We start from the raw sequence: 21,156 nt of genomic DNA, 5'->3' as shown, positions 1-21,156 counted from the left end.
CGCACGCTGGTGGTGCCGACGCCGATCTCGCGCGCCAGCTCGAGCTCGTTGATCTGCATGCCTGCTTCCGCGCCGCCGGCGAGCAGCCGGCGCATGAAGGAGCGCTCGATGATCTCGGCCAGCGAGTCGGTCTCTTCCTCGGGGAAGAAATCTTCCGCCTTCGGCGCCCGCAGCACCGTTTTGTTGCGCTTGTTCCAGGCGATCAGCCCGGTTTCTTCCATGCGCGAAAGAATGCTGCGCACCGTGGTGCGGCTGACGCCGAGCAGCGTTCCGAGCTCGGGCTCGGACGGCAGGCTCCTGGTTTCGTCGAGCAGTCGCAGTCCGCGGTTGAAGGCGTCCTTATAGACGTTGTTGCTCTTCGACATGCCCCGTATCCCCAACGCTTGCGGCGGCCGGCCGGAAGCGCAATATGATCGGTGTTCCTAGCGCAAGCCTCCGAAATGCGGAACGAATTTCGCCGGCTTTATCTAACGGGCGGCCACGCACCCAAGGGCGCGGCGCGCGATGAAAAAACAATTGACGCAAAAATGTTTTTTCACGATAAAAGACATTATCCTCAAACGGGCGCATGTCAATCCGCCCACACTCCCAGGTTTACCCAGGACAGCCGCCCGTGAACGCCGCAAGCACCATTCTTCTTTCCCCCGCCGACAATGTCGCGGTCGCCAATGGCCGCATCGAGATCGGTGCGGAGCTGCCCGGCGGCGCGGTTGCGGTGGCGGCGATCGACCCAGGGCACAAGGTGGCAATCAAGCCGATCGCGGCGGGCGAAGCGGTGGTGAAATATGCGCAGGCGATCGGCCGCGCCACTCAAGCCATTGCGCCGGGCGAGCACGTCCACTCGCACAATCTGGTGTTCGAGAGCGGCCGCTTGCCGGTGGTGCCGCCGAGCGAGGCCGAGCACGCCACCGAAGCGGACCGCAAGCGCACCTTCATGGGCTATCGCCGCGCCGATGGTCGCGCCGGAACGCGCAACTTCATCGGCATCATCGCCAGCGTCAATTGCTCGTCCACCGTCTGCCATGCGATCGCCGACGAGGCCAATCGCACGCTTTTGCCGAAATATCCCGGCATCGACGGTTTCGTGCCGATCGTCCACGGCCAGGGCTGCGGCATGAGCGCCACCGGCGACGGAATGATGGTGCTGCACCGCACGCTGGCCGGCTATGCACGCCACCCGAATTTCGGCGGCGTGCTGATGGTCGGTCTGGGCTGCGAGGTCAACCAGCTCACCCTTTATGGCCAAAAGGGCGTCGCGGCGGGAAAGCGGCACTTCAACATCCAGGAGGCCGGCGGCTCGCGCAAATCCGTCGAGCGGGCGATGGGCGTGCTGGCCGAGATCGCCGAGGAGGTCGGCCAGTTGCAGCGCGAACCGATCCCGGTCAGCGAGATCGTCGTCGGCCTGCAATGCGGCGGCTCGGACGGCATGTCCGGCATCACCGCCAATCCGGCGCTGGGGGCGGCGGTCGATATTCTGGCCGGCTGCGGCGGCATCGGCATCCTGTCCGAGACGACCGAGATCTACGGCGCCGAGCATCTGCTTGCCTATCGCGCCGCCTCGCCCGAGATCGCAGCCAAGCTCGACGGCTTTGTGAAATGGTGGGAGGACCATACAGCCAAGCACGGCGCCTCGATCGACAACAATCCCTCGCCGGGCAACAAGCGCGGCGGCCTGACCACGATCCTGGAGAAATCGCTGGGTGCTGTTGCCAAGGGCGGTCAGACGCCGCTCAACGGCGTCTTCGGTTACGCCGAGAAGGTCAGCGGCAGCGGCTTGGTGTTCATGGACACGCCCGGCTACGATCCGGTCTCGGCCACCGGCCAGGTGGCCGGCGGCGCCAATGTCATCGTCTTCACCACCGGCCGCGGCTCCTGCTTCGGCTGCCGTCCGACGCCGTCGATCAAGGTCGCCACGAACTCGACCATGTACCACCAGATGGAAGAGGACATGGACGTCAATTGCGGTGTCATCGCTTCCGGCGAGAAGACGATCGCCGGCATGGGCCGCGAGATCTTCGAGCTGATCATCGAGACGGCGTCCGGACGCAAGACCAAGAGCGAGGCGTTCGGCTACGGCGACAACGAGTTCGTGCCCTGGCATCTCGGCGCGACGCTCTAAATAGTCGAAACGACCGCCGGTCGAACGGCAAAGGGAGGCTTTGATGAACAAACGCCGGATCGGCGCGACCGCGCTCGAAGTCACCGAAGTCAGCTTCGGCGGCGCCGCCATCGGCGGCCTTTATCGCGCCTGTCCGCGCGAGCCCGCAATGGAAACGCTGCAAGCGGCCTGGGACGGCGGGCTGCGTTACTTCGACACCGCGCCCTTCTACGGCTTCGGCCTGTCGGAGCGGCGCACAGGCGATTTCCTGCGTGAGAAGCCGCGCTCCTCCTATGTGCTCTCGACCAAGGTCGGCCGCCTGTTCCGGCCGGTGCCGGAGGACCAGGTTCCCGATCACTCCTATGTCGATCCGCTACCCTTCGCGCTCGACTACGACTATTCCTATGACGGCATCATGCGCTCGGTGGATTTTTCCTACGCGCGGCTCGGCCTCAACAAGATCGACATCCTGTTCGTCCACGACATCGGCGTCTACACGCATGGCGTCGAGAAGACGAAGCTGCATTTCCGTCAGCTGATGGATGGCGGGCTGAAGGCGCTGGAGGAGCTGAAATCGTCCGGCACGATTTCCGCCTACGGCCTTGGCGTCAACGAGGTCCAGATCTGCCTTGACGTGCTTCGCCGCGCGCCGCTCGACTGCATCCTGCTCGCCAGCCGCTATTCGCTGCTTGATCGCAGCGCCGAGGCCGACCTGCTGCCGCTTTGCCGCGAGCGGCGGACCTCGCTGATCATCGGCGGCGTCTTCAACTCGGGCATATTGGCGACGGGACCGGTGCATGGCGCGCATTTCGATTATCTGCCGGCGAGCAAGGATGTTCTCGACCGCGTCAGCGCAATGGAGCGCATCGCCATCGGAGGTGGCTATCCGCTGGCCGCTGCCGCGTTCCAATTCCCTCTGCACGAGCCTGTCGTTGCCTCGGTGCTGACCGGCACCGCCAAGCCCGCGAATCTGACGCGCAATCTCGAACTGCTGGATATCAAGGTGGCGGCGGCGGAATTTGCCAAATACGATCCTTATACGATCGTCCAGCAGCTTGGCTGAGATGCGGAGGACCCGGCAGACCGATCAGCTGCCACTCGTCACGAAAATGGCATGAGACACCGCTTGCATCGATCCGGGCAATGCACTATCAAAATCCGGCAAATGTTTTTTATTGATAAAGTTCTGTTTGGCTCGCGCCTATCCAAGTGGAGCTTCCGAACCTTCACCGGGCGACTTTAGGGAGGAACCTAATGAAATTCGTAACCAGCCTTCTCAACCGCCGCGCCTTCGTGGCTGTAGCCGCCGCCTCAATGCTCGCCGGTGCGATGCATCCGGCACCCGTCTCGGCGGCAGACGTGACCATCCCGATCATCGTCAAGGACACGACTTCGTTCTACTGGCAAATCGTGCTGGCCGGCGCCCGCAAGGCCGGCAAGGATCTCGGCATCAACGTGCCGGAACTCGGCGCCCAGGCCGAAACCGACGTCAACGGTCAGATCTCGATCCTCGAGAACGCCGTGGCCGGCAATCCGGCCGCGATCGTGATCGCGCCGACCGAAGCCAAGGCGCTCGGCAAGCCGATCGACGAGGCGGCGACCAAGGTCAAGGTCATCGGCATCGATTCCAGCGCCGAATCCAAGGCCTTCACCTCTTTCCTCACCACCGACAACGTCCAGGGCGGCCGTGTCGCGGCTGACGGTCTCGCCGCCGCGATCGGCGCCGCCAATGGCGGCAAGGTCGAGGGCAAGGTTGCGCTGATCACCGCGCTGCCCGGCGCCGGCTCGCTCGAGCAGCGCGCGCAAGGGTTCAAGGAACAGCTCAAGGCGAAATATCCCGGCCTCGAACTGGTCGCCGACAAATATGCCGACGGTCAGGCCACCACCGGCCTCAACATCGCGACCGACCTGATCACCGCCAATCCGGACCTCAAGGGCATCTTCGCCTCGAACCTGATCATGGCGCAGGGCGTTGGCCAGGCGATCGCCGAGAACAACCTCGCCGGCAAGGTGGCGCTGATCGGTTTCGATAGCGACGAGAAGCTGATCAAGTTCCTCAACGACGGCGTCATCTCCGGCCTCGTCGTCCAGGATCCGTACCGGATGGGCTACGACGGCATCAAGACCGCCTTAGCCGCCTCGAAGGGCGAGAAGGTCGAGGCCAATGTCGACACCGGCGCCAATCTCGTCACCAAGGACAACATGAAGGATCCGAAGATCGACGCGCTGCTCAACCCGAAGCTCAACTGATCTTCGCGACATTCGTTTCCGGGGCTTCGCCGCCCCGGAAACATCGCGGCGGACAGCTTGGAAATCCGCCGGCTTGCTTTAGGCTCTGCCTTCTAGATGCGCGCCAGACGCATCGCTGCGTATCCAACGGTTGGATCAATCTGGGAGGATTGTCATGACGTCGACGGCGCAGGAACTGCACCCGCCCCCCACGCTGAAACCGGGCAGGACCATCCTCGAGTTGAAAGGCCTGGAAAAGCGCTATCCCGGCACGCATGCGCTGAAGCCGGTGGACCTTGCCTTCAAGTCGGGCGAGATCCACGCCATCGTCGGCGAGAACGGCGCCGGCAAATCGACGCTGATAAAGCTTTTAACCGGCGTCATGCCGCGCACCTCCGGCGAAGTCGTCTGGGAAGGTAAACCCGAGGCGCTGGCCACGCCGCACGAGGCGATGGCGCTCGGCATCAATGCCGTCCACCAGGAGGTCGTGCTTTGCCGCCACCTCACCGTCGCCGCCAACATGTTCCTCGGCGAGGAGAATTCCCGCTTCGGTCTGTTGCAGCAGCGCGCCATGGTGAAAGAAGCGCAGAAGATCATCGATGGGCTCGGCTTCGACCTGCCTGCGCATGTCATGCTGGGCGACCTCACCATCGGCCAGCAGCAGCTGATCGCCGCCGCCCGCGCCACGGTACGCGGGACAAAGTTCCTCATCTTCGACGAGCCGACCGCCTACTTGACCCGCAAGGAGGCCGACCAGTTGTTCAAGCTGATCCGCCGGCTAAAGGGCGAAGGCGTCACCATCATCTATATCAGCCACCGCATGGAGGAGGTGTTCGAGCTTGCCGATCGCGTTTCGGTGCTGCGCGACGGCACGCTCGTCGGCACCCGCAACATAGCCGAGACCAGCGAGCCGGAACTGGTCAAGCTGATGATCAACCGCTCGATCGAGCAGATCTACCACAAGGAGCATTTCACGCCGGGCGCGACGATCGTCGAGACGCGGAATCTCTCCGGCAAGGGTTTCGAGAACATCTCGGTGACTGTCCGCACGGGCGAGATCGTCGGACTTTACGGCTTGATCGGAGCCGGCCGCAGCGAGTTCGTCACCACGCTTTACGGCCGCCACAGGAAGTCGGCCGGTCAGATCCTGTGGCAAGGCAAGGAGGTGCAAGTCAACTCCGAGCATGACGCGATAAGGCTCGGCATGGCCCTCGCCCCCGAAAGCCGCCGCGACCAAGGCCTTTGCCTCAACCTGCCGGTCGGCACGAATCTCAACCTGCCGATCTACAAGCGCATCTCGAGCAATCTTCTGATCTCAGGCTCGCGCGAGAAGGCCGAGGCCGATCGCCAGATAGCCGATCTCAGGATCAAGACGCCGACGCGCCATGCGCTGGCCTCCAGCCTGTCGGGCGGCAACCAGCAGAAGATCGTCATCGGCAAATGGCTGGCGCATGGCGCCAAGCTGTTCATCTTCGACGAGCCGACGGTCGGCGTCGATGTCGGTACCAAGGCCGAGATTTACCGGCTGTTCTCGACGCTTCTGTCCAAGGGCGCCGGTATCATCCTGATCTCGTCCTACCTTCCGGAAGTCTACGAGCTCGCCGACACGCTGCATGTGTTCCGCCGCGGCAAGCTGGTTGCGACGCATGGCTTCCGCACCGCCAGCCATGAGGACATTTTGGGCCAAGCGCTGGCCGAGAAACAAGAAAAGACGGGAGGACGAAAATGAGCACCGAGGCGATCCCCGCCGAAAAGCCGAAGCGCAACTACAACGCCTTGTTCGGGCTGACGCTGCTCGGCTTGTTGCTTTTGATGTGGATCGTGCTGGCGGTCGCCACACCCTCCTTCGCCACGACGCTCAACATCACCAATCTTTTGCGTCAGGGTTCGCTGATCGCCATCCTCGCGGTCGGCCAGACCTTCGTCATCATCACCGGCGGCATCGATCTCTCGGTCGGTGCCGTGGTCGGCTTCACCACCGTCATCGTGGCGCTTCTGATCAATGCCGGCTGGCCGATCTGGGCGGCTGTGCTCATTACTTTGCTCGCCGGGGTCGCCATCGGCCTGTTCCACGGCTTCGGCATCGTCAAGATGGGCCTGCCGCCCTTCATCATCACCCTGGCCACGATGACGTCGCTGCGCGGCATCGGCCTCTTGATGACCAACGGCAATTCGATCTCGATCAACAGCGACCCTTTCCAGGCCTTCTCGCGCGGCTCGCTGCTCGGCATCCCCTATCTGTTCTGGATGGTGATCCTGGTCGCCATACCGTCCTACGTGTTCCTGCACCACACGCGCTGGGGCCGCTATTTATTCTCGGTCGGCTCCAATGCGGAGGCCGCGCGCCTTTCCGGCGTGAACGTGCCGCGCACCATCTTCATGGCCTATATCCTGTCCGGCCTGCTCGCGGCTTTCGTGGGTGTGCTGCTTGCCTCGCGCATCGGCATCGGCAACCCGACCCAGGGCGACACCTATGAGCTGCAGGCTATCGCCTCGTCGGTGATCGGCGGCACCTCGCTGTTCGGCGCCATCGGCTCGGTGCATGGACCGCTGATCGGCTCCTTCATTCTTTCGACGATCAACAACGGCGCCAACCTGCTCAACGTCAACACCTTCTGGCAGCGCGTCATCACCGGCCTGCTGATCATCGTCATCGTCTACTTCGACGGCCTGCGCCGTCGCGGCAAGTAATCGTTCCTGAAATGACGCGCCGGCCCCGATCGAGCGGGGCCGACGCCCCTTAAACACTGGATCAGCGCATGAAAGCCGTCGTCTGCCGCTCGCCTGGCGACCTTGTTCTCGAAGACCGCGCCGAACCCGGCGCGCCGCCGCCCGGCTGGGCGCGCATCGCAGTCAGCCATGTCGGCATCTGCGGCACCGACTATCACATCTTCGAAGGCAAGCACCCGTTCCTCGCCTATCCGCGCATCATGGGCCACGAGGTCTCGGGCACGGTCGTCGAGCGAGGTGAAGGCGTCGAGCTTGCCATCGGCGAGCCGGTGATCATCAACCCCTATCTCGCCTGCGGCAAATGCGTTGCCTGCCGGCACGGCAAGCCGAACTGCTGCGTGCAGATCGAGGTGCTTGGCGTCCATCGCGACGGCGCCATGTGCGACGAGATCCTGGTGCCGGCGCAAAACCTTTATCCAGCAAATGGCCTATCGCTGGCCGATGCCGCCGCCGTCGAATTCCTGGCCATCGGCGCACACGCCGTGCGGCGCTCGCTGAGTGCGCCCGGCCAGCGCACGCTGGTCATCGGCGCCGGTCCGATCGGCCTTGGCACGGCACTGTTCGCCCGCATCGCCGGCCTCGATGTCAGCCTGCTCGACATGAGCACCGAACGGCTCGATTTCGCCGAAAGCGAGCTCGGCTTTGCCGCACTCGACGGCTCGAAAGCGCCGGCTGCCGATCTGGTGCGGCAGGCGTCCGACGGCGAAGGCTTCGACCTTGTGTTCGACGCCACCGGCAACACGCAGTCGGTGCAGTCCGCGTTCACCCATGTCGCGCATGGCGGAGCGCTGGTGCTGGTCAGCGTCGTCAAGGACGACATCACCTTCTCCGATCCCGAGTTTCACAAGCGCGAGATGACGCTGGTCGGCAGCCGCAATGCGCTCAGAGCAGACTTCGACCATGTCGCCGCCTCGATCCGCAACGGCGCCGTGCCGCTGGAGAAACTCGTCACCCACCGCACGACCCTTGCCGATACGCCGCGCGATCTAGCGCGCTGGGCGCACGAAAAATCCGGGTTGATCAAAGCGGTTATCGAGGTCGGATAGGGAGGCCCGACCCGCCCGTGGATGACGACTCAGGGGTTGTCGCCCTTGATGACGGATGTCGAAGGCTAGTCGGAGGCGACTGGCGTCCATGAGCGGTTGTTGCGCCATGCGCTGGCCAAGTCCGGCGTGCCGTTCTCGCCGCACAACCCGGCACACACCCACCACTATGCGAAGTCGACAAGACGGCGCGCCAAGACCGATCGTCTCGATGCCGCACAAACCTCGCAGCCCGCTCAGGGTCCAAGAACTGGCCATCATCGCCGCTGCAAGGAAGCTCCTGGTCGTCCTCAATGCCATCATTCGATGACAAAACAGCCTTCGCATGAACACAGTAATGCCGTTCCCTAAGCCGTAGAATGCAGCCGGTGCAGAATTGCATCGTGGCGGAGCGTCGACGTCACGGAATGGATCCTCGGGTCTCGGCGTCCGCTTCGCTCCCGCTCCGCCCGTGGATGACGAATGGAGAGGGCGTTTAAGCGGCAGCCTTCCACCCATCTCTGATATGCCGATACCCTTCGCGATAAACTGCCTCCGGGCTCTCTGCGAAATCCCGCCACACCTTGGTCGCAGCCGCCAGATCCTTCAGTGATCGGCCGAACGACTCGATCGTAAGCCAATCGTCATAGCCGCTCTTGCGGATCGCCGCGAAAGTTTCCTTCCAGGGGATGTTGCCGCGCCCCGGCACGCCGCGGTCGTTTTCCGAGATGTGGATGTGGACGACGTTCCGGCGATTGCGCGTATAGGCGCCGATCGGGTCGGCCTCCTCGATATTGGCGTGAAAAGTGTCGTACATCGCCTTGATGTGCGGCCGGTCAATCGCGTCGATATGCTCGGACAGGTCGTCCATCGTGTTGACCAGATAACACTCGAAGCGGTTGAGCGCTTCGAGCCCGATGGTGACGCCCCTCTTGCCGGCATGATCGCCAATGGCGCGCTGCGAGGCGACCGAGCGCTTCTTCTCGGTCGCTGTCGGGCCGCTGCCGGAAAAGGCGCCAAGCGTCGAATGCAGCGGGCCGCTCAGCTTGTTCGCGCCGAGCGCGGCGCTGCAGTCGATCGCCGATTTCATGTAGTCGATGCCGGCCTTGCGCGTCGCTGCATCCGGAGAGATCAGGTTCATCGCCGGATCGCCCATCGCCGAGACCGCGGTGCGCTCCAGTCCGATGCGGTCGAGCATCTCGCCGAGCTTCCTGTAGTCATTCGGTTCGCCCGCAAAGACCGGTATCTCGACGCCGTCGAAGCCGGTTGCCTTGATGTCCTTCAGCAGCACCTCGTGCCTTTTCGAGACGCTCGTCGTCCATAAGAACATGCACATGCCGATTTTCATCGACACCCCTCCTCTGGCGGCCAACCACTTGCGCTAGCGGGCCACACTCCCCCTCATCCGGCCCGCGCCGGCGCCGAGCCCGCCTTTATAGCCTCGTCCACGCCCCGTTCTTCTTCGACGACTTCACGCACGCCTCTATGAAGGCCATGCCTTCGACGCCGTCCTCAATCGTCGGGAAGGCGACATCCTTGGCCAGCTTGCCGCCTTTCTTGCGCGCCGCGCGGATGGCGCGGGCCGCTTCCTGGTAGATATTGGCGAAGCCTTCGAGATAGCCCTCCGGATGGCCGGAGGGCACGCGGCTGACACGCGCCGCTACCGGCATCGCGCCGGCGCCCGCCCGGGTCAGCAACTGCTTCGGCTGGCCGAAGGGCGTGTACCAAAGATAGTTCGGGTCGGCCTGGACCCATTCGAGCCCGCCCTTCGAGCCGTAGATGCGCAGCTTCAGCCCGTTCTCGTGGCCGGGCGCCACCTGGCTCGCCCAGATCATGCCCTTGGCCGGATGCTTGTTGCCGACCGGCTTGAAGCGCAACAGCACATTGACGTTGTCGTCGAGCTGGCGTCCCGGCACGAAGGCGTCGAGGTCGGCCGAAAGGGAATCCAGCTCGAGCCCCGAGACGAAGCGGGCGAGGTTGTAGGCGTGCGTGCCAATGTCGCCGAGCGCGCCGCCGGCGCCGGCCTGCTTGGGGTCGGAGCGCCATGAGGCCTGCTTCTGACCGGTCGCAGCGAGGTCTTCGGTCAGCCAGTCCTGCGGATATTCCGACTGCACGATGCGGATGTCGCCGAGCATGCCCTTGGCCACCATCTCGCGCGCCTGCCGCACCATCGGATAGGCTGTGTAGTTGTGGGTGAGCACGAACACCTTTCCAGCCTTCTCGACCAGTGCGGCAAGCTTCTTCGCCTCGGCGAGCGAGGTCGCGAGCGGCTTGTCGCAGATGACGTGGATACCCGCCTCCAGGAAGGCTTTGGCCGCCGGCACATGCACATTGTTGGGCGTGACGATCGCCACTGCCTCGATGCCGTCGGGGCGTTTGGCTTCGGCCTTGGCCATCTCGGCATAGGAGCCGTAGCTGCGTGACGGATCGAGCCCGAGTTCTTCGGCCGAGGCCTTCGCGCGCGCCGGGTCCGACGACAGCGCGCCGGCCACCAGCACGAAGTCGTTGTCCATGCGCGCCGCAATCCGGTGCACCGCGCCGATGAAAGCGCCCTGCCCGCCGCCGACCATGCCGTAGCGGATCGGGCCGCCTCCCGTTTCCGATTTCGATGCGCCGACCATGCTTTCGTTCTCCCTCATGTTGGTTAGCTCCCCCTTGAGGGGAGGTCGATCCGCACAGCGGATCGGGTGGGGTCGCCGGGCGTGGATCTCGGCATGAAACCGACCCAGCCCGGCCCTTTGGGCCACTCTCCCCTCGAGGGGGAGGATAAAGGTGCTAAATCCCCATCATCGCGCGCAGCAGCCTCTTGTCGCTGGTGCCGCCGGCGAAATCATCAAAGGCCCTTTCGGTGACCCGGATGATATGATGCTGGATGAAGGGTGCGCCTTCGGCCGCGCCGTCCTCGGGATGCTTGAGGCAGCATTCCCATTCGAGCACCGCCCAGGAATCGTAGTTGTACTGGGTGAGCTTGGAGAAGATGCCGCTGAAATCGACCTGCCCGTCGCCGAGGGAACGGAAACGCCCGGCCCGGTTCACCCAGCCCTGATAGCCCGAATAGACGCCTTGCCGCCCCGTCGGGTTGAACTCGGCATCCTTGACGTGGAAGGCCTTGATCCGCTCGTGGTAGATGTCGATGAACTCGAGATAGTCGAGCTGCTGCAACAGGAAGTGCGACGGGTCGTAGTTGATGTTGCAACGCTTGTGGCCGCCGACCGCGTCGAGGAACATCTCGAAGGTCGCGCCGTCGAACACGTCCTCGCCTGGATGGATCTCGTAGCCGATATCGACGCCGTTCTCATCATAGACGTCGAGGATCGGCTTCCAGCGCTTGCCAAGCTCGGCAAACGCTTCCTCGATCAGCCCAGGCGGCCGCTGTGGCCACGGATAGAGGTACGGGAAGGCGAGCGCGCCGCTGAAGCTTACCGACGCCTGGAGGCCGAGATTCTTCGATGCTTTGGCGCCGAATTCCATCTGCTCGACCGCCCATTTCTGCCGGGCCTTCGGATTGTTGTGCACCTCGGGTGGCGCAAACCCGTCGAACTGCGCGTCGTAAGCCGGATGCACCGCCACCAACTGCCCCTGCAGGTGCGTCGACAGTTCGGTAATCTCGACGCCGGCTTCAGTGCAGATGCCCTTGACCTCGTCGCAATAGGTTTTCGATGACGCCGCCTTTTTCAGATCGAACAGGCGTCCGTCCCAGGTCGGGATCTGTACGCCCTTGTAGCCGAGCCCGGCCGCCCATTTGGTGATCGAAGCCAGCGAATTGAACGGCGCGGCGTCGCCCGCGAACTGCGCCAGAAACAGGCCGGGACCCTTCATCGTCGTCGACATCGGCATCCTCCCTCTCTCGTTTTCATGGACCAAGCATAGCGCCGATTGAAGCGAGGGCTAGCCTCTTCGACCGTTCGTCTCGGCGCCGACAAGCAGCGGCATTCTGGTATTACCAAATACGGCTGTTTGGTCAAGCGGCCAGAAACAGCTGGAATGCGATCCGCACGATTGCCGAAAGGGATCTTAATCTATTCAAATCAAAGCATTGACTGATGAGTTGAGCCCACTAGGTGGTCTCCTTGCCGTTACTGTGAATTTGCTGTAGAGGTTCTGTCAGGCCCAATTGGTCGAACCAGTTTCGAGAAAAAACACTGGAACGCCGTGGGGAGGAGATCATGCGACGGGCTCGGTGGAGAACGTCGCGAAAAACGTGACAGGCGAATTCTGGGAAGGACAGACCATGCATCTTTCGACGCACAACTGGATGCGGGCGGAGCCGCTGGAGGTGACGCTGAAGCGCATCAAGAAGTTCGGCTATGAGTCGATCGAGATTTCCGGTGAGCCCGAGCAGTACAAAACCAAGGAAACGCGCGCGCTCCTGAAGGAGCACGGCATACGTTGCTGGGGTTCGGTGACGCTGATGCTGGGCGAACGCAACCTTGCCGCCAAGAACCAGGGCCAGCGCGAGCGATCGGTACAATATGTCAAAGACGTGCTGACCATGGTCAGCGAGCTTGACGGCGAGATCATCACGCTGGTTCCCGCCACCGTCGGCAAGGTGGTGCCCGACGGCACGGAGGCGGAAGAGTGGGGCTGGGTGGTGGACGCCACGCGCGAATGCTTCGCGCATGCCAAGAAGGTCGGCGTCAAGATCGCCGTCGAGCCGCTCAACCGCTTCGAGACCTACCTCTTCAATCGTGGTGCCCAGGCGCTCGCGCTCGCGGATGCGGTGAGCCCGGAATGCGGCGTCTGCCTCGACGCCTACCACATCCATATGGAGGAATTTAACGTCTATGACGCCATCCGCCAGGTCGGCAAGCGCCTCTACGACTTCCATGTCGCCGACAACAACCGCTTCGCCGCGGGTCTCGGCCAGATCGACTGGCCGAAGATCGTCGGCACGCTGAAGGAGATCGGCTATGACGGCGCGCTGACCAACGAGTTCGTCGCGCCGGTCGACCGCACGCCGGCCGCCCCCTATCCGGAGATGGTGGAGCGCAACCCGGTCGACATCTCGCCCGAGCAACTCAAATTCATCCAGGATCACGGCTCCAGCGTGCTCACCGAGAAGTTCTACACCGATCAGATGCGCATCACCGCCGAAACGCTGCTGCCGCTGATCAAGTAGACGGTCCGATTTGGAGCTTAGCCCTACCGTCCTGGCCGGGCGGCGGGCCGGGGATCAAGATGCGTATAAAAAGCGTCCAGGCCTGGTGGGTTCGTATACCGATCGAAGTCGCAAAGCAGCATCGCAGCGACTTCGGTCAGGTGACGACGTTCGACGCCGCCATCCTGCGCGTCGAGACCGACGACGGCCTGGTCGGCTGGGGCGAGGGCAAGAACGCCGCCGGCAGCGCCGGCAGCTATGGCGCGCTGGTCCACATGCTGAACCACGAAATTGCGCCGCAGCTCATCGGCCGTGATCCGGCCGATATCGGCATCATCTGGGAGATGCTCTACAACGGCGTGCGACACCACACGGCGGCCCATGCCGGCCATGCCATGCCCCAGCTGGCGCGGCGCGGCATGAGCGTGGCGGCGATCAGCGCGGTCGACATCGCGCTTTGGGACATCCTCGGCAAGTCGCTGGGGCAGCCGGTCTGGCGGCTGCTCGGCGGCCGCAAGGTCGAGCGCATGCAGGCCTATGCCTCGGGCGGCTGGGCGCCAGCCGATACCATCGGCGACCAGCTCAAATCCTATATCGCCAAAGGCGGTTTCAAGGCGCTGAAGATGCGCATCGGCGCCATGGACGGCGCCCCGCATATCTCGGCCGCGCGCGTCCGCGCCGCCAGGGAAGCGATCGGTCCTGACGTCGAACTGATGGTGGACGCGCACGGCACCTACACCGTCGCCGAGGCCAAGCGCTTCATCAGCCTCACCGCCGATCTCGATCTGGCTTGGTTCGAGGAGCCGGTGATCGCCGACGACAAGCACGGTATGGCCGAGGTGCGCGCGTCCGGTTCGACCCCGATCGCCACCGGCGAGAGCGAGGCGACCCGCTATGCCTTTCGCGATCTGGCCGTGCTGAAATCGGCCGACATCTTCCAGCCTGATCCCGCCTTCTGCGGCGGCATCAGCGAGGCGATGAAGATCGGCACCATCGCCAGCGCCTTCAACCTGCGCTTCGCGCCGCATCTGTGGGCCGGCGCGCCCTGCTTCTTCGCCGGACTGCATGTCTGCGCGGCTTCCCCCGCGACCTTCATCGTCGAGTATTCGCTGGGCGCCAATCCGATGATCCACGATCTCGTCGAGGAGACTGTCGAAGCAAAGGACGGTATGATAGCGATCCCTGAAAAGCCCGGATTGGGTTTCACCGTTTCGGAGCGATTCCTGGAGGCGCACGCGCTACGCATTTGACGATGAAAGAAAAGAACCTTCTTGCGGAACTCGCCGCCTATCTGTTCTCCAACTCGGACAAGGAGTCGGGCCGCACGCCGTCGGAGCGCGAGCTGGCGGAGCATTTCGCCGTCAGCCGCGGCCAGATCCGCGAGGCGCTTGCCATCCTCGAAGCGATGCGCATCGTCGAGCGCCGCGCCAAGTCCGGCATCTATATCGATACCAAGCAGGCGAGCGTGGAAGCGTTAGCGCTTTTCGCCCGCGCGGGCCTGCCGCTGGATCCGGTGCAGATCTACGAGACCGTCGAGCTGCGCAAGATCCACGAGATCAAGGCGGCCGAGCTTGCCTGCTCACGCGCCACCGAGGAGAATTTCGAGCGGCTGCGCGAGATCCTGAAGGCTTCCGAGGAGCGCATCGCCGCCGGCGAAGGCCTCGCCAAGGAAGACCGCGAGTTCCACCTCGAGATCGTGCGAGCGACCAAGAACGGCGTCTTTCACAACATCTGCAGCGTCTACTACCTGATGGGCGAGCAGCGCCTGCCGATCTATTTCAACGATCTGGAGCGCAGCATGCGCTCGCATGCCGAACACATCCAGATCTACGAGGCGCTGTTGCGCCGCGACGGCAACCTCGCCCAGGCGCTGATGAGTGCGCACCTGCAAGGGGCCGAGAGCTACTGGAAGGGGATCATCGAAGGTCGCTGGACCGAGCCGAAAAGCGCGGCGCTCGAAAGGGCCTGAGCTTCATGCGCAAGATCCTGTCGACGCACCCGCTACATCCGCGCGCGACAGGCATGCTGGCGGGAGCCGGCCGGCTGGTCGTCGCCTCCGCGCTCGATGCAAAAACGCTGGCTGCCGAGGCGAAAGACGCCGACATCGTCATCGTCCGAGCGCCGCTGCCGCCGGAGCTGTTCGCAGGCGCGTCCCTGTTGCGCGCCGCGATCCGCCATGGCGCGGGACTGGACATGATCCCGGTCGAGGCGGCCACCGCCGCCGGCGTGCTGGTGGCGAACGTGCCGGCCGTCAATGCCCGCTCAGTGGCCGAACATGTGGTGTTCACGGCGCTGGCGCTGCTCAGGCGCTTCCGCATCATGGATCGCGACCTGCGCGCCAAGGGCTGGCTCGCCGGGCGCGAGCACGCCAATTCAACCAGCGAGCTCGCCGGCAAGACGATCGGCATTGTCGGCCTCGGCGCCGTCGGCCAGGCCGTCGGCCACATCGCCGCGCACGGCTTCGACCTCAAGGTCGTGGCGACGACGCGCAGCCTGCGCCCGGCGCCCGAGCGCGTCGGTTTCCTGTCGATAGACGCGCTGGTCGAGCAGAGCGACATCATCGTGCTCTGCTGCCCGCTGACCGAGGAGACGCGCGGCCTGATCAGCCGCGAGCGCATCGCCCGCATGAAGCCCAATGCGCTGTTGATCAATGTCTCGCGCGGGCCGGTGGTCGATGACGAGGCGCTGATTGAAGCGCTGCGAAAAGGCCGTATCGGCGGTGCGGCGCTCGACGTCTTTGCGACCCAGCCGCTGCCGCCGAGCCATCCCTATTTCAGCTTCGACAACGTCATCATCACTCCGCATATGGCCGGCATCACCGAGGAATCGATGATGCGCATGGGCGTCGGCGCTGCGAACGAGGCCTTGCTGGTGCTTGCCGACAAGCTGCCGGTCAACCTGCGGAATCCGGAAGTGATCGAGCGTTACCGTCGGCGCTTTCCGGCCGACTGATTGCGCCGCTGCACCACCTCAACCGCTCAGCAAAGCCTCCACCGCGGCAGCAATTCCGAGCAGACGTCGGTCGTGCCCATGCCTCGCCACCAGCATCAGCCCGGCCGGCAGCTTGGTGCCCGGCATCGGCAGCGAGATTGCACAGAGATCGAACTGGTTGGCGACCTGCGTGTTGCGCAGGAGCAAGCCTTCCGTCCTGTCGCGTAGCGCTTCGTCGCCGGCCATCGCCACGATCGACGGCGCGACCATCGGCACGGTCGGCAGAGCAAGCGCGTCGACCGCTTGCAGCCGTTCCGTCATGGCCGCGACCAGTTCCGCCCGGCGACGGATTGTCCTGATATAGGCGGAAGCGGGAACCGTCCGCGCGCGCGACAAAGGCCCGCTGACATGTGGGTCGACGGGCACCGAGGCCCCGGTCGCCAGCCAGTCGGCATGCACCTCCGCACCCTCCATCGACGCGATCGAGGCGCGCATGGTCGCCGCGCGCATCCCGCCAATGAGGTCATCGATCGATAGATCGGCAACGCGCGCCCCTGCCCGCTCCATCTGGCTGGTGCACGCCTCAAAGGCCGCGGCGACGTCGGCTTGCGTGTCATCAAAGAGCCGGCCGCGCGGAACACCGATGCGCAGACCGGCGAGCGGGATCGGATGAAGCGCCATCGGCTCCCCCCCCGCCATGATCGCGTCGGCAACCGCGCAATCACCGACGCTGCGGGCGAGCGGCCCGATCGAATCCAGTGTCGCCGACAACGGAAAGGCGCCGTCCAAAGGCACGCGCCGGGCCGTCGGCTTGAAGCCGACGACGCCGTTGAGCGAGGCCGGGATGCGAACCGAGCCGCCCGTGTCCGAGCCGATCGAGATCTGGCTGCTGCCTTCGCCCACCGCAACGCCGGCGCCCGATGAAGAACCGCCCGGGATCAGGCTGGCATCCGCCGCATTGCCCGGTGTGCCGTAGTGCAGGTTGTCGCCGATCGCGGTGAAGGCGAATTCGGTCATGTTGGTCTTGCCGAGGATCACTGCGCCCGCCTGGCGCAGCCGGCGCACGATCGCCGCGTCCTGCGCGGCGGGCTGAGCACCGGCGAGCATCGCCGAGCCTGCCCGGGTCGGCTCGCCGGCGACATCGAACAGATCCTTGATCGACACGACCACGCCATCGAGCGGCCCGAGGCAGACCCCGGCTCTTTGCCGCGCGTCGGCTGCATCCGCTGCGGCGAGCGCCGCCTGCGCATACTGCTTGACGTAGACCTTTTCGTCAGCCGCGCGATTGGCAAGACGTGACAGGATGATTTCGAGACGGTCGCGCACGGATTGCATGTCGATGTCGGACTCCGCAAGGATGCAACGTCTTTTAAGGCAGCCAATTTGGCTAGCGGATGGATAACCCGGCAAGGGTGCCTTTGCACCTGCCAGCGATAGGAAGAGACTGATGCTGTACAAAGGCAGTTGCCACTGCGGCAAGGTGGCTTTCGAGGTCGCAGGCGAGCTCGGCGGCGCGGTGCGCTGCAACTGCTCGATCTGCGCGCGCAAGGGGGCGCTGCTCTGGGCCGTGCCACACGCCAGCATGCGCCTGGTTGCCTGGGGCGACGACCTCGGCAAATACACCTTCGGCAAGGGCTCGATCGCGCATCGCTTCTGCCGGACCTGCGGCATCCATCCCTTCGCCGAGGATGTCAGTCAAGGCAGCGAGCGCAGCGCCTACATCAACATCAATTGCCTCGACGGCATCGATCTCGCCGCTATCGAGGTTTTCGAGTTCGACGGCCGCTCGGCTTAGCCCAGACTGCATCGCCCTGCCGACAAGCCGGCCGTACCGGCTGGCTTGTCGGCGTCCAAGGTTATTCAGCCTGTTTCGGCCCGACGGCGAAAGTCACCAGCGCTGCGAGCAGCGTTGCCATGGCACCGTAGCCGAATGCGCTGGCGACGCCGGCATGGTCGACCAGCAGGCCGCCGAAGACTGCGCCCAGCGCGATCGCCACCTGGAACGTCGCGACCATCAGGCCGCCGGCGCTCTCGGCCTGGTCGGGAGCGGCGCGCACCAGCCAAGTCTGCAGCCCGACCGGCACCGCGCCGAAGGCAAAGCCCCATGCCGCAACTGCGATTGCCGCAATCACCGGTGAAGCGCCGATGGTGAGCATGGCAAGCGCCGACAGCGCGATCAGCAGCGGCGCCAGTCCGACCGCAAGCTTCAGATTGCGCTCGGCCAGGAAAGCGCCGGCGAAATTGCCGAAGAAGCCGCCGATGCCATAGGCGAGCAGAACCAGCGAGATGGTCTCGATCGGCATGACCGGCACCGTCTCCAGGAATGGCCGCACATAGGTGAAGCCGGCAAACTGTCCCGAGGCGACGAGCAGCACGACCAGCAGGGCGATGCGGATCGTCCGCCGCTTCAGTACCTCGATCAGCGTGCGAAAGCTCGCCACGGCCGTCGGCGGCAGGCTGGGGATGGTGGCAAGCTGTACGAGCAGCGTCAGCGCGCCGACGACCGCCGCGATCATGAAGGCCGTACGCCAGCCCCAGATGTCGCCGACATAGGCGCCGACCGGCGCCGCGGTGACGGTCGCCACCGATACGCCGGTCAGGATGATCGACATTGCGCGCGGCATCAGCCGCATCGGCACCAGTCGCATCGCCATGGCGGCCGACATCGACCAGAAGCCGCCGAGCGCGACGCCCAGCACCACGCGGGCAAGAAGCAGCATTGTGAGCGAGGAGGCGAAGGCGGCAAGCAGGTTGGAGACGATCAGAAGCAAGGTGAGCAGCCACATGACCAGCCTGCGGTCCAGCCGCTTGGTGACGATGGCCATCGTGGGTGCTGCGATCGCGCCGACGACGGCCGTCGCCGTCACGGCCTGGCCGGCGGCGCCTTCGCTGACGCCGAGATCCTGCGCCAGCCGCGTCAGCAGGCTAGCGGGCAGAAATTCGGCGGTCACCAACCCAAACACGCCGAGCGCCAGCGAGACCACCGCGCCCCATACAGGCTCGCTTCGCTCCTCGGCTTCGGTTCTATCGAGAACAGCGGCATCGATGACGCCTGTGGCGGGTTCGGTCATGGGAAATCTCCGATCTGTTTTGCGGCGCCATTTGGAAGACCGCCAGTTCGGGATCCACCCGTTGCAGGCCTGGCGCGCGACGCTGCAGTGCAACATAGGGAGTGACCGGCTGGAGTTTCCATGCTAGAAACGCCGGAATGAATTACAATTCGTCCAAAACCACATTCCCGGCGTCCGGCGATCCGCTGACCGACATGCTGCGCGGATTGCGGCTCGACGGCGTCGACTATGGCCGCTGCGTGCTGGGCGAACCGTGGGCCGTTTCCTTCCCCGCGCAGAAGGCGGCGCGGTTCCATTTCATCGGCCAACAGGGCTGCTGGCTGTTCTCACCGGCCAAGGAATGGATCGAGCTCTCTGTCGGCGACGCGCTCTTGATCCCGCGTGGCGATGAGCATGTGCTGGCGAGCGCGCCGGGCGTTCCGCCCGTGCCGATCGGCCGCTACACGATCGAGCCGGTCTGCGAGAACATCTATGACGTCTCCAACGGCTGCGACGGCTGCAAGACCTTGCTGTTTTGCGGCAGCATGCATTTCAATCTCGACGGCTCGCATCCGCTGCTCGACATGATGCCCGACCTGATGCAGGCGCATAAGCTGATGGCGAACGCGCCGGGCATCCAGCATCTGCTCGATGCGATGGCTGGCGAGGTGACGATGGACCGGGTCGGCTCGGGCGGCATTCTCGCCCGCCTGGCTGACGTGCTCGCCGCCACAATCATCCGCTCCTGGGTAGAGAACGGCTGCGGCGACGCGACCGGATGGATCGCCGCGGTGCGCAATCCTGACGTCGGCAAGGTGCTCGCCGCTATTCATCTGCAGCCCGACCGGGATTGGACGGTCGGGGCCCTGGCCCGATTGATGGGCGCGTCTCGCTCCGCCTTCGCGCAGCGCTTCGCCACCGTGGTCGGCGAGACGCCGGCCAAATATGTGCTGCGCGTGCGCATGCATCAGGCGCGGCAATGGCTCGCCCGCGACGGCATGCGGGTGTCTGTCGTGGCGGCGAAACTGGGCTACGATTCGGAAGCTTCCTTCAGCCGCGCCTTCAAGCGGGTGATGGGTGTCGCGCCGAGCCATCTGCGCAATGGCGGCGGCGAGCAATCCTGACAGCCGGCGTTCAGGACGCTACCACGCTGGAGGAATTGCCAAGTCTTTTGGACGACGCGTCATTCTTCACCGACAGGGATTGCCTAAGCTGAGCCGAGGAGGAACCGCTCATGGCTAATCAACTCGCAGCGCTTGCGCTCGCCGCGCTCACCATCTCTCCGGGGCAGGCATTCGGCCTTGAAGACAGCTATCTGACGGCCGACAAGATCCCTTATGTCGTCGAAGCGCCGGACCAGCCGCAGCGCCTCGGCCCGCTATGGGGCTCGCGGACCGAGGGCGCGGCCGGCACGCTGCTCAAAGTTCCCGGGAACTGGCGCGCACCGGTCCACGCGCACACCGCCGACTATCGCGCCGTGGTCATCAAGGGGCTCTGGGCGCATTGGCAGATCCAGGGCGGCGAGGCGACCAGGGTCGAGTTGCCGCCGGGCTCCTACTGGACCCAGAAAGCCAACGAGATGCATGACGATGCCTGCCTGTCCGACACCGAATGCGTGATCCTGCTGATCAACGACACGCCCTACGAGACCTATCTGCCGAAGTAAGTGCAAGCCGACAGCAATCGGCCGGTCCGCCCGCTATCCGGCGTGCCGCAGGCTCACCCCGCTGCCCTTATCGAACAGCACCACCTTGTCCGCGTTCCAGGCAAAGCGGACCGGCTGCTCGATTTCGACGGCGGTTCTCGCCGGCACGGTGGCTCTCAGCATCGTGTCGCCGACCCTCAGCGTCACGATCTTCTCGACGCCGTGGTTCTCGACATCGTGGACCTTAGCCTCGACCGGCGCGCCGCCTTCCAGATAGACGTCCTCCGGACGGATGCCGAAGACGAGCGGGCGACCGTCGGTCGCGCCCCCCGTCTTTAGCCCCCAAGAAGCCC

Annotated in this window: 20 protein-coding genes; 13 read left to right on the top strand and 7 right to left on the bottom strand. The window is 64.5% G+C overall.

The genetic code is table 11. The features are described 5' to 3' along the window. Window positions 1–365 (bottom strand): GntR family transcriptional regulator (locus tag EOA79_RS16485; RefSeq protein ID WP_128293106.1); only part of this gene is annotated, 365 nt, incomplete at its 3' end. 248 nt (window positions 366–613) lie between these two features. On the opposite strand from EOA79_RS16485, the gene EOA79_RS16480 reads away from it, so the two are divergent. The 6 genes from EOA79_RS16480 (at window position 614) to EOA79_RS16455 (ending at window position 8,103) form a co-directional block, all read left to right on the top strand. Beyond that, complete coding sequence (locus EOA79_RS16480) at window positions 614–2,119, top strand: altronate dehydratase family protein (RefSeq protein ID WP_095823524.1); 1,506 nt, start codon at window positions 614–616, stop codon at window positions 2,117–2,119. A 43-nt stretch (window positions 2,120–2,162) separates the two neighbouring features. After that, the gene (locus tag EOA79_RS16475; RefSeq protein ID WP_095823525.1) at window positions 2,163–3,161 is read left to right on the top strand and encodes an aldo/keto reductase; all 999 of its coding nucleotides are present in this window, start codon (window positions 2,163–2,165) and stop codon (window positions 3,159–3,161) included. A 191-nt stretch (window positions 3,162–3,352) separates the two neighbouring features. Continuing rightward, a complete protein-coding gene (locus EOA79_RS16470; protein WP_095823526.1) occupies window positions 3,353–4,348 on the top strand; it encodes an ABC transporter substrate-binding protein in 996 nt (331 codons plus the stop codon). Window positions 4,349–4,502: 154 nt separating this feature from the next. Beyond that, the gene (locus EOA79_RS16465) at window positions 4,503–6,056 is read left to right on the top strand and encodes a sugar ABC transporter ATP-binding protein (RefSeq protein WP_095823527.1); all 1,554 of its coding nucleotides are present in this window, start codon (window positions 4,503–4,505) and stop codon (window positions 6,054–6,056) included. After that, the gene (locus tag EOA79_RS16460) at window positions 6,053–7,018 is read left to right on the top strand and encodes an ABC transporter permease (protein WP_067004136.1); all 966 of its coding nucleotides are present in this window, start codon (window positions 6,053–6,055) and stop codon (window positions 7,016–7,018) included. The genes EOA79_RS16465 and EOA79_RS16460 overlap by 4 nt, the downstream gene beginning before the upstream one ends. 68 nt (window positions 7,019–7,086) lie before the next feature. Continuing rightward, the gene (locus EOA79_RS16455; RefSeq protein WP_095823528.1) at window positions 7,087–8,103 is read left to right on the top strand and encodes a zinc-binding alcohol dehydrogenase family protein; all 1,017 of its coding nucleotides are present in this window, start codon (window positions 7,087–7,089) and stop codon (window positions 8,101–8,103) included. A gap of 472 nt (window positions 8,104–8,575) precedes the next feature. Here EOA79_RS16455 and EOA79_RS16445 read toward each other — a convergent pair whose 3' ends face one another. The 3 genes from EOA79_RS16445 to EOA79_RS16435 form a co-directional block, all read right to left on the bottom strand. Then, window positions 8,576–9,427, bottom strand: a complete 852-nt coding sequence (locus EOA79_RS16445) for a sugar phosphate isomerase/epimerase (RefSeq protein ID WP_095823529.1) — start codon at window positions 9,425–9,427, stop codon at window positions 8,576–8,578. 85 nt (window positions 9,428–9,512) lie between these two features. Further along, on the bottom strand, window positions 9,513–10,700 hold the full coding sequence (locus tag EOA79_RS16440; RefSeq protein ID WP_095823601.1) for a Gfo/Idh/MocA family oxidoreductase: 1,188 nt from the start codon (window positions 10,698–10,700) through the stop codon (window positions 9,513–9,515). Window positions 10,701–10,854: 154 nt separating this feature from the next. Beyond that, window positions 10,855–11,910, bottom strand: coding sequence for a sugar phosphate isomerase/epimerase (locus EOA79_RS16435; RefSeq protein WP_127335361.1), 1,056 nt, complete (start codon window positions 11,908–11,910; stop codon window positions 10,855–10,857). A gap of 400 nt (window positions 11,911–12,310) precedes the next feature. On the opposite strand from EOA79_RS16435, the gene EOA79_RS16430 reads away from it, so the two are divergent. Genes EOA79_RS16430 through EOA79_RS16415 form a run of 4 tightly spaced genes read left to right on the top strand, consistent with a single transcriptional unit; the run spans window position 12,311 to window position 16,129 of the window. Beyond that, window positions 12,311–13,198, top strand: coding sequence for a sugar phosphate isomerase/epimerase (locus EOA79_RS16430; protein ID WP_066989944.1), 888 nt, complete (start codon window positions 12,311–12,313; stop codon window positions 13,196–13,198). A 59-nt stretch (window positions 13,199–13,257) separates the two neighbouring features. Next, window positions 13,258–14,427: a mandelate racemase/muconate lactonizing enzyme family protein gene (locus EOA79_RS16425; protein WP_095800600.1), complete on the top strand. Its 1,170-nt coding sequence runs from the start codon at window positions 13,258–13,260 to the stop codon at window positions 14,425–14,427. A gap of 2 nt (window positions 14,428–14,429) precedes the next feature. Next, window positions 14,430–15,146 (top strand): FadR/GntR family transcriptional regulator, encoded by a 717-nt coding sequence (locus tag EOA79_RS16420; protein ID WP_067318961.1) that lies wholly within the window; start codon window positions 14,430–14,432, stop codon window positions 15,144–15,146. 5 nt (window positions 15,147–15,151) lie between these two features. Further along, complete coding sequence (locus tag EOA79_RS16415) at window positions 15,152–16,129, top strand: hydroxyacid dehydrogenase (protein ID WP_095823530.1); 978 nt, start codon at window positions 15,152–15,154, stop codon at window positions 16,127–16,129. 18 nt (window positions 16,130–16,147) lie between these two features. Here the strand turns inward: EOA79_RS16415 and EOA79_RS16410 are convergent, their stop codons facing one another. Next, entirely contained in the window at window positions 16,148–17,443 is a 1,296-nt protein-coding gene (locus tag EOA79_RS16410) for an amidase (protein WP_128293104.1), read from the bottom strand. Window positions 17,444–17,555: 112 nt separating this feature from the next. Here EOA79_RS16410 and EOA79_RS16405 point away from each other — a divergent pair, with 112 nt between their 5' ends. Beyond that, on the top strand, window positions 17,556–17,903 hold the full coding sequence (locus EOA79_RS16405; protein ID WP_095823532.1) for a GFA family protein: 348 nt from the start codon (window positions 17,556–17,558) through the stop codon (window positions 17,901–17,903). 61 nt (window positions 17,904–17,964) lie between these two features. Here the strand turns inward: EOA79_RS16405 and EOA79_RS16400 are convergent, their stop codons facing one another. Next, window positions 17,965–19,179 (bottom strand): MFS transporter, encoded by a 1,215-nt coding sequence (locus EOA79_RS16400; RefSeq protein WP_095823533.1) that lies wholly within the window; start codon window positions 19,177–19,179, stop codon window positions 17,965–17,967. Between the two features lie 137 nt (window positions 19,180–19,316). On the opposite strand from EOA79_RS16400, the gene EOA79_RS16395 reads away from it, so the two are divergent. Next, window positions 19,317–20,282, top strand: coding sequence for an AraC family transcriptional regulator (locus tag EOA79_RS16395; RefSeq protein WP_067318977.1), 966 nt, complete (start codon window positions 19,317–19,319; stop codon window positions 20,280–20,282). 110 nt (window positions 20,283–20,392) lie between these two features. Next, a complete protein-coding gene (locus tag EOA79_RS16390) occupies window positions 20,393–20,824 on the top strand; it encodes a DUF4437 domain-containing protein (RefSeq protein ID WP_095800605.1) in 432 nt (143 codons plus the stop codon). Between the two features lie 33 nt (window positions 20,825–20,857). Here EOA79_RS16390 and EOA79_RS16385 read toward each other — a convergent pair. Continuing rightward, on the bottom strand, window positions 20,858–21,156 hold a 299-nt coding region (locus tag EOA79_RS16385), incomplete at its 5' end, for a TOBE domain-containing protein (protein WP_127217274.1).

It is taken from the genome of Mesorhizobium sp. M1A.F.Ca.IN.020.03.2.1, assembly GCF_004023205.1.
Lineage (GTDB): Bacteria > Pseudomonadota > Alphaproteobacteria > Rhizobiales > Rhizobiaceae > Mesorhizobium.
The sequence above is the reverse complement of the archived record's forward strand: the minus strand, read 5'-3'. Positions and strand labels throughout refer to the sequence as shown.

Coding starts and splice junctions, on each gene's coding strand:
- EOA79_RS16475 (WP_095823525.1), top strand. CDS start 2,163: ATGAACAAACGCCGGATCGGCGCGACCGCGCTCGAAGTCACCGAAGTC.
- EOA79_RS16470 (WP_095823526.1), top strand. CDS start 3,353: ATGAAATTCGTAACCAGCCTTCTCAACCGCCGCGCCTTCGTGGCTGTA.
- EOA79_RS16465 (WP_095823527.1), top strand. CDS start 4,503: ATGACGTCGACGGCGCAGGAACTGCACCCGCCCCCCACGCTGAAACCG.
- EOA79_RS16460 (WP_067004136.1), top strand. CDS start 6,053: ATGAGCACCGAGGCGATCCCCGCCGAAAAGCCGAAGCGCAACTACAAC.
- EOA79_RS16455 (WP_095823528.1), top strand. CDS start 7,087: ATGAAAGCCGTCGTCTGCCGCTCGCCTGGCGACCTTGTTCTCGAAGAC.
- EOA79_RS16445 (WP_095823529.1), bottom strand. CDS start 9,427: ATGAAAATCGGCATGTGCATGTTCTTATGGACGACGAGCGTCTCGAAA.
- EOA79_RS16440 (WP_095823601.1), bottom strand. CDS start 10,700: ATGGTCGGCGCATCGAAATCGGAAACGGGAGGCGGCCCGATCCGCTAC.
- EOA79_RS16435 (WP_127335361.1), bottom strand. CDS start 11,910: ATGTCGACGACGATGAAGGGTCCCGGCCTGTTTCTGGCGCAGTTCGCG.
- EOA79_RS16430 (WP_066989944.1), top strand. CDS start 12,311: ATGCATCTTTCGACGCACAACTGGATGCGGGCGGAGCCGCTGGAGGTG.
- EOA79_RS16425 (WP_095800600.1), top strand. CDS start 13,258: ATGCGTATAAAAAGCGTCCAGGCCTGGTGGGTTCGTATACCGATCGAA.
- EOA79_RS16420 (WP_067318961.1), top strand. CDS start 14,430: ATGAAAGAAAAGAACCTTCTTGCGGAACTCGCCGCCTATCTGTTCTCC.
- EOA79_RS16415 (WP_095823530.1), top strand. CDS start 15,152: ATGCGCAAGATCCTGTCGACGCACCCGCTACATCCGCGCGCGACAGGC.
- EOA79_RS16410 (WP_128293104.1), bottom strand. CDS start 17,443: ATGCAATCCGTGCGCGACCGTCTCGAAATCATCCTGTCACGTCTTGCC.
- EOA79_RS16405 (WP_095823532.1), top strand. CDS start 17,556: ATGCTGTACAAAGGCAGTTGCCACTGCGGCAAGGTGGCTTTCGAGGTC.
- EOA79_RS16400 (WP_095823533.1), bottom strand. CDS start 19,179: ATGACCGAACCCGCCACAGGCGTCATCGATGCCGCTGTTCTCGATAGA.
- EOA79_RS16395 (WP_067318977.1), top strand. CDS start 19,317: ATGAATTACAATTCGTCCAAAACCACATTCCCGGCGTCCGGCGATCCG.
- EOA79_RS16390 (WP_095800605.1), top strand. CDS start 20,393: ATGGCTAATCAACTCGCAGCGCTTGCGCTCGCCGCGCTCACCATCTCT.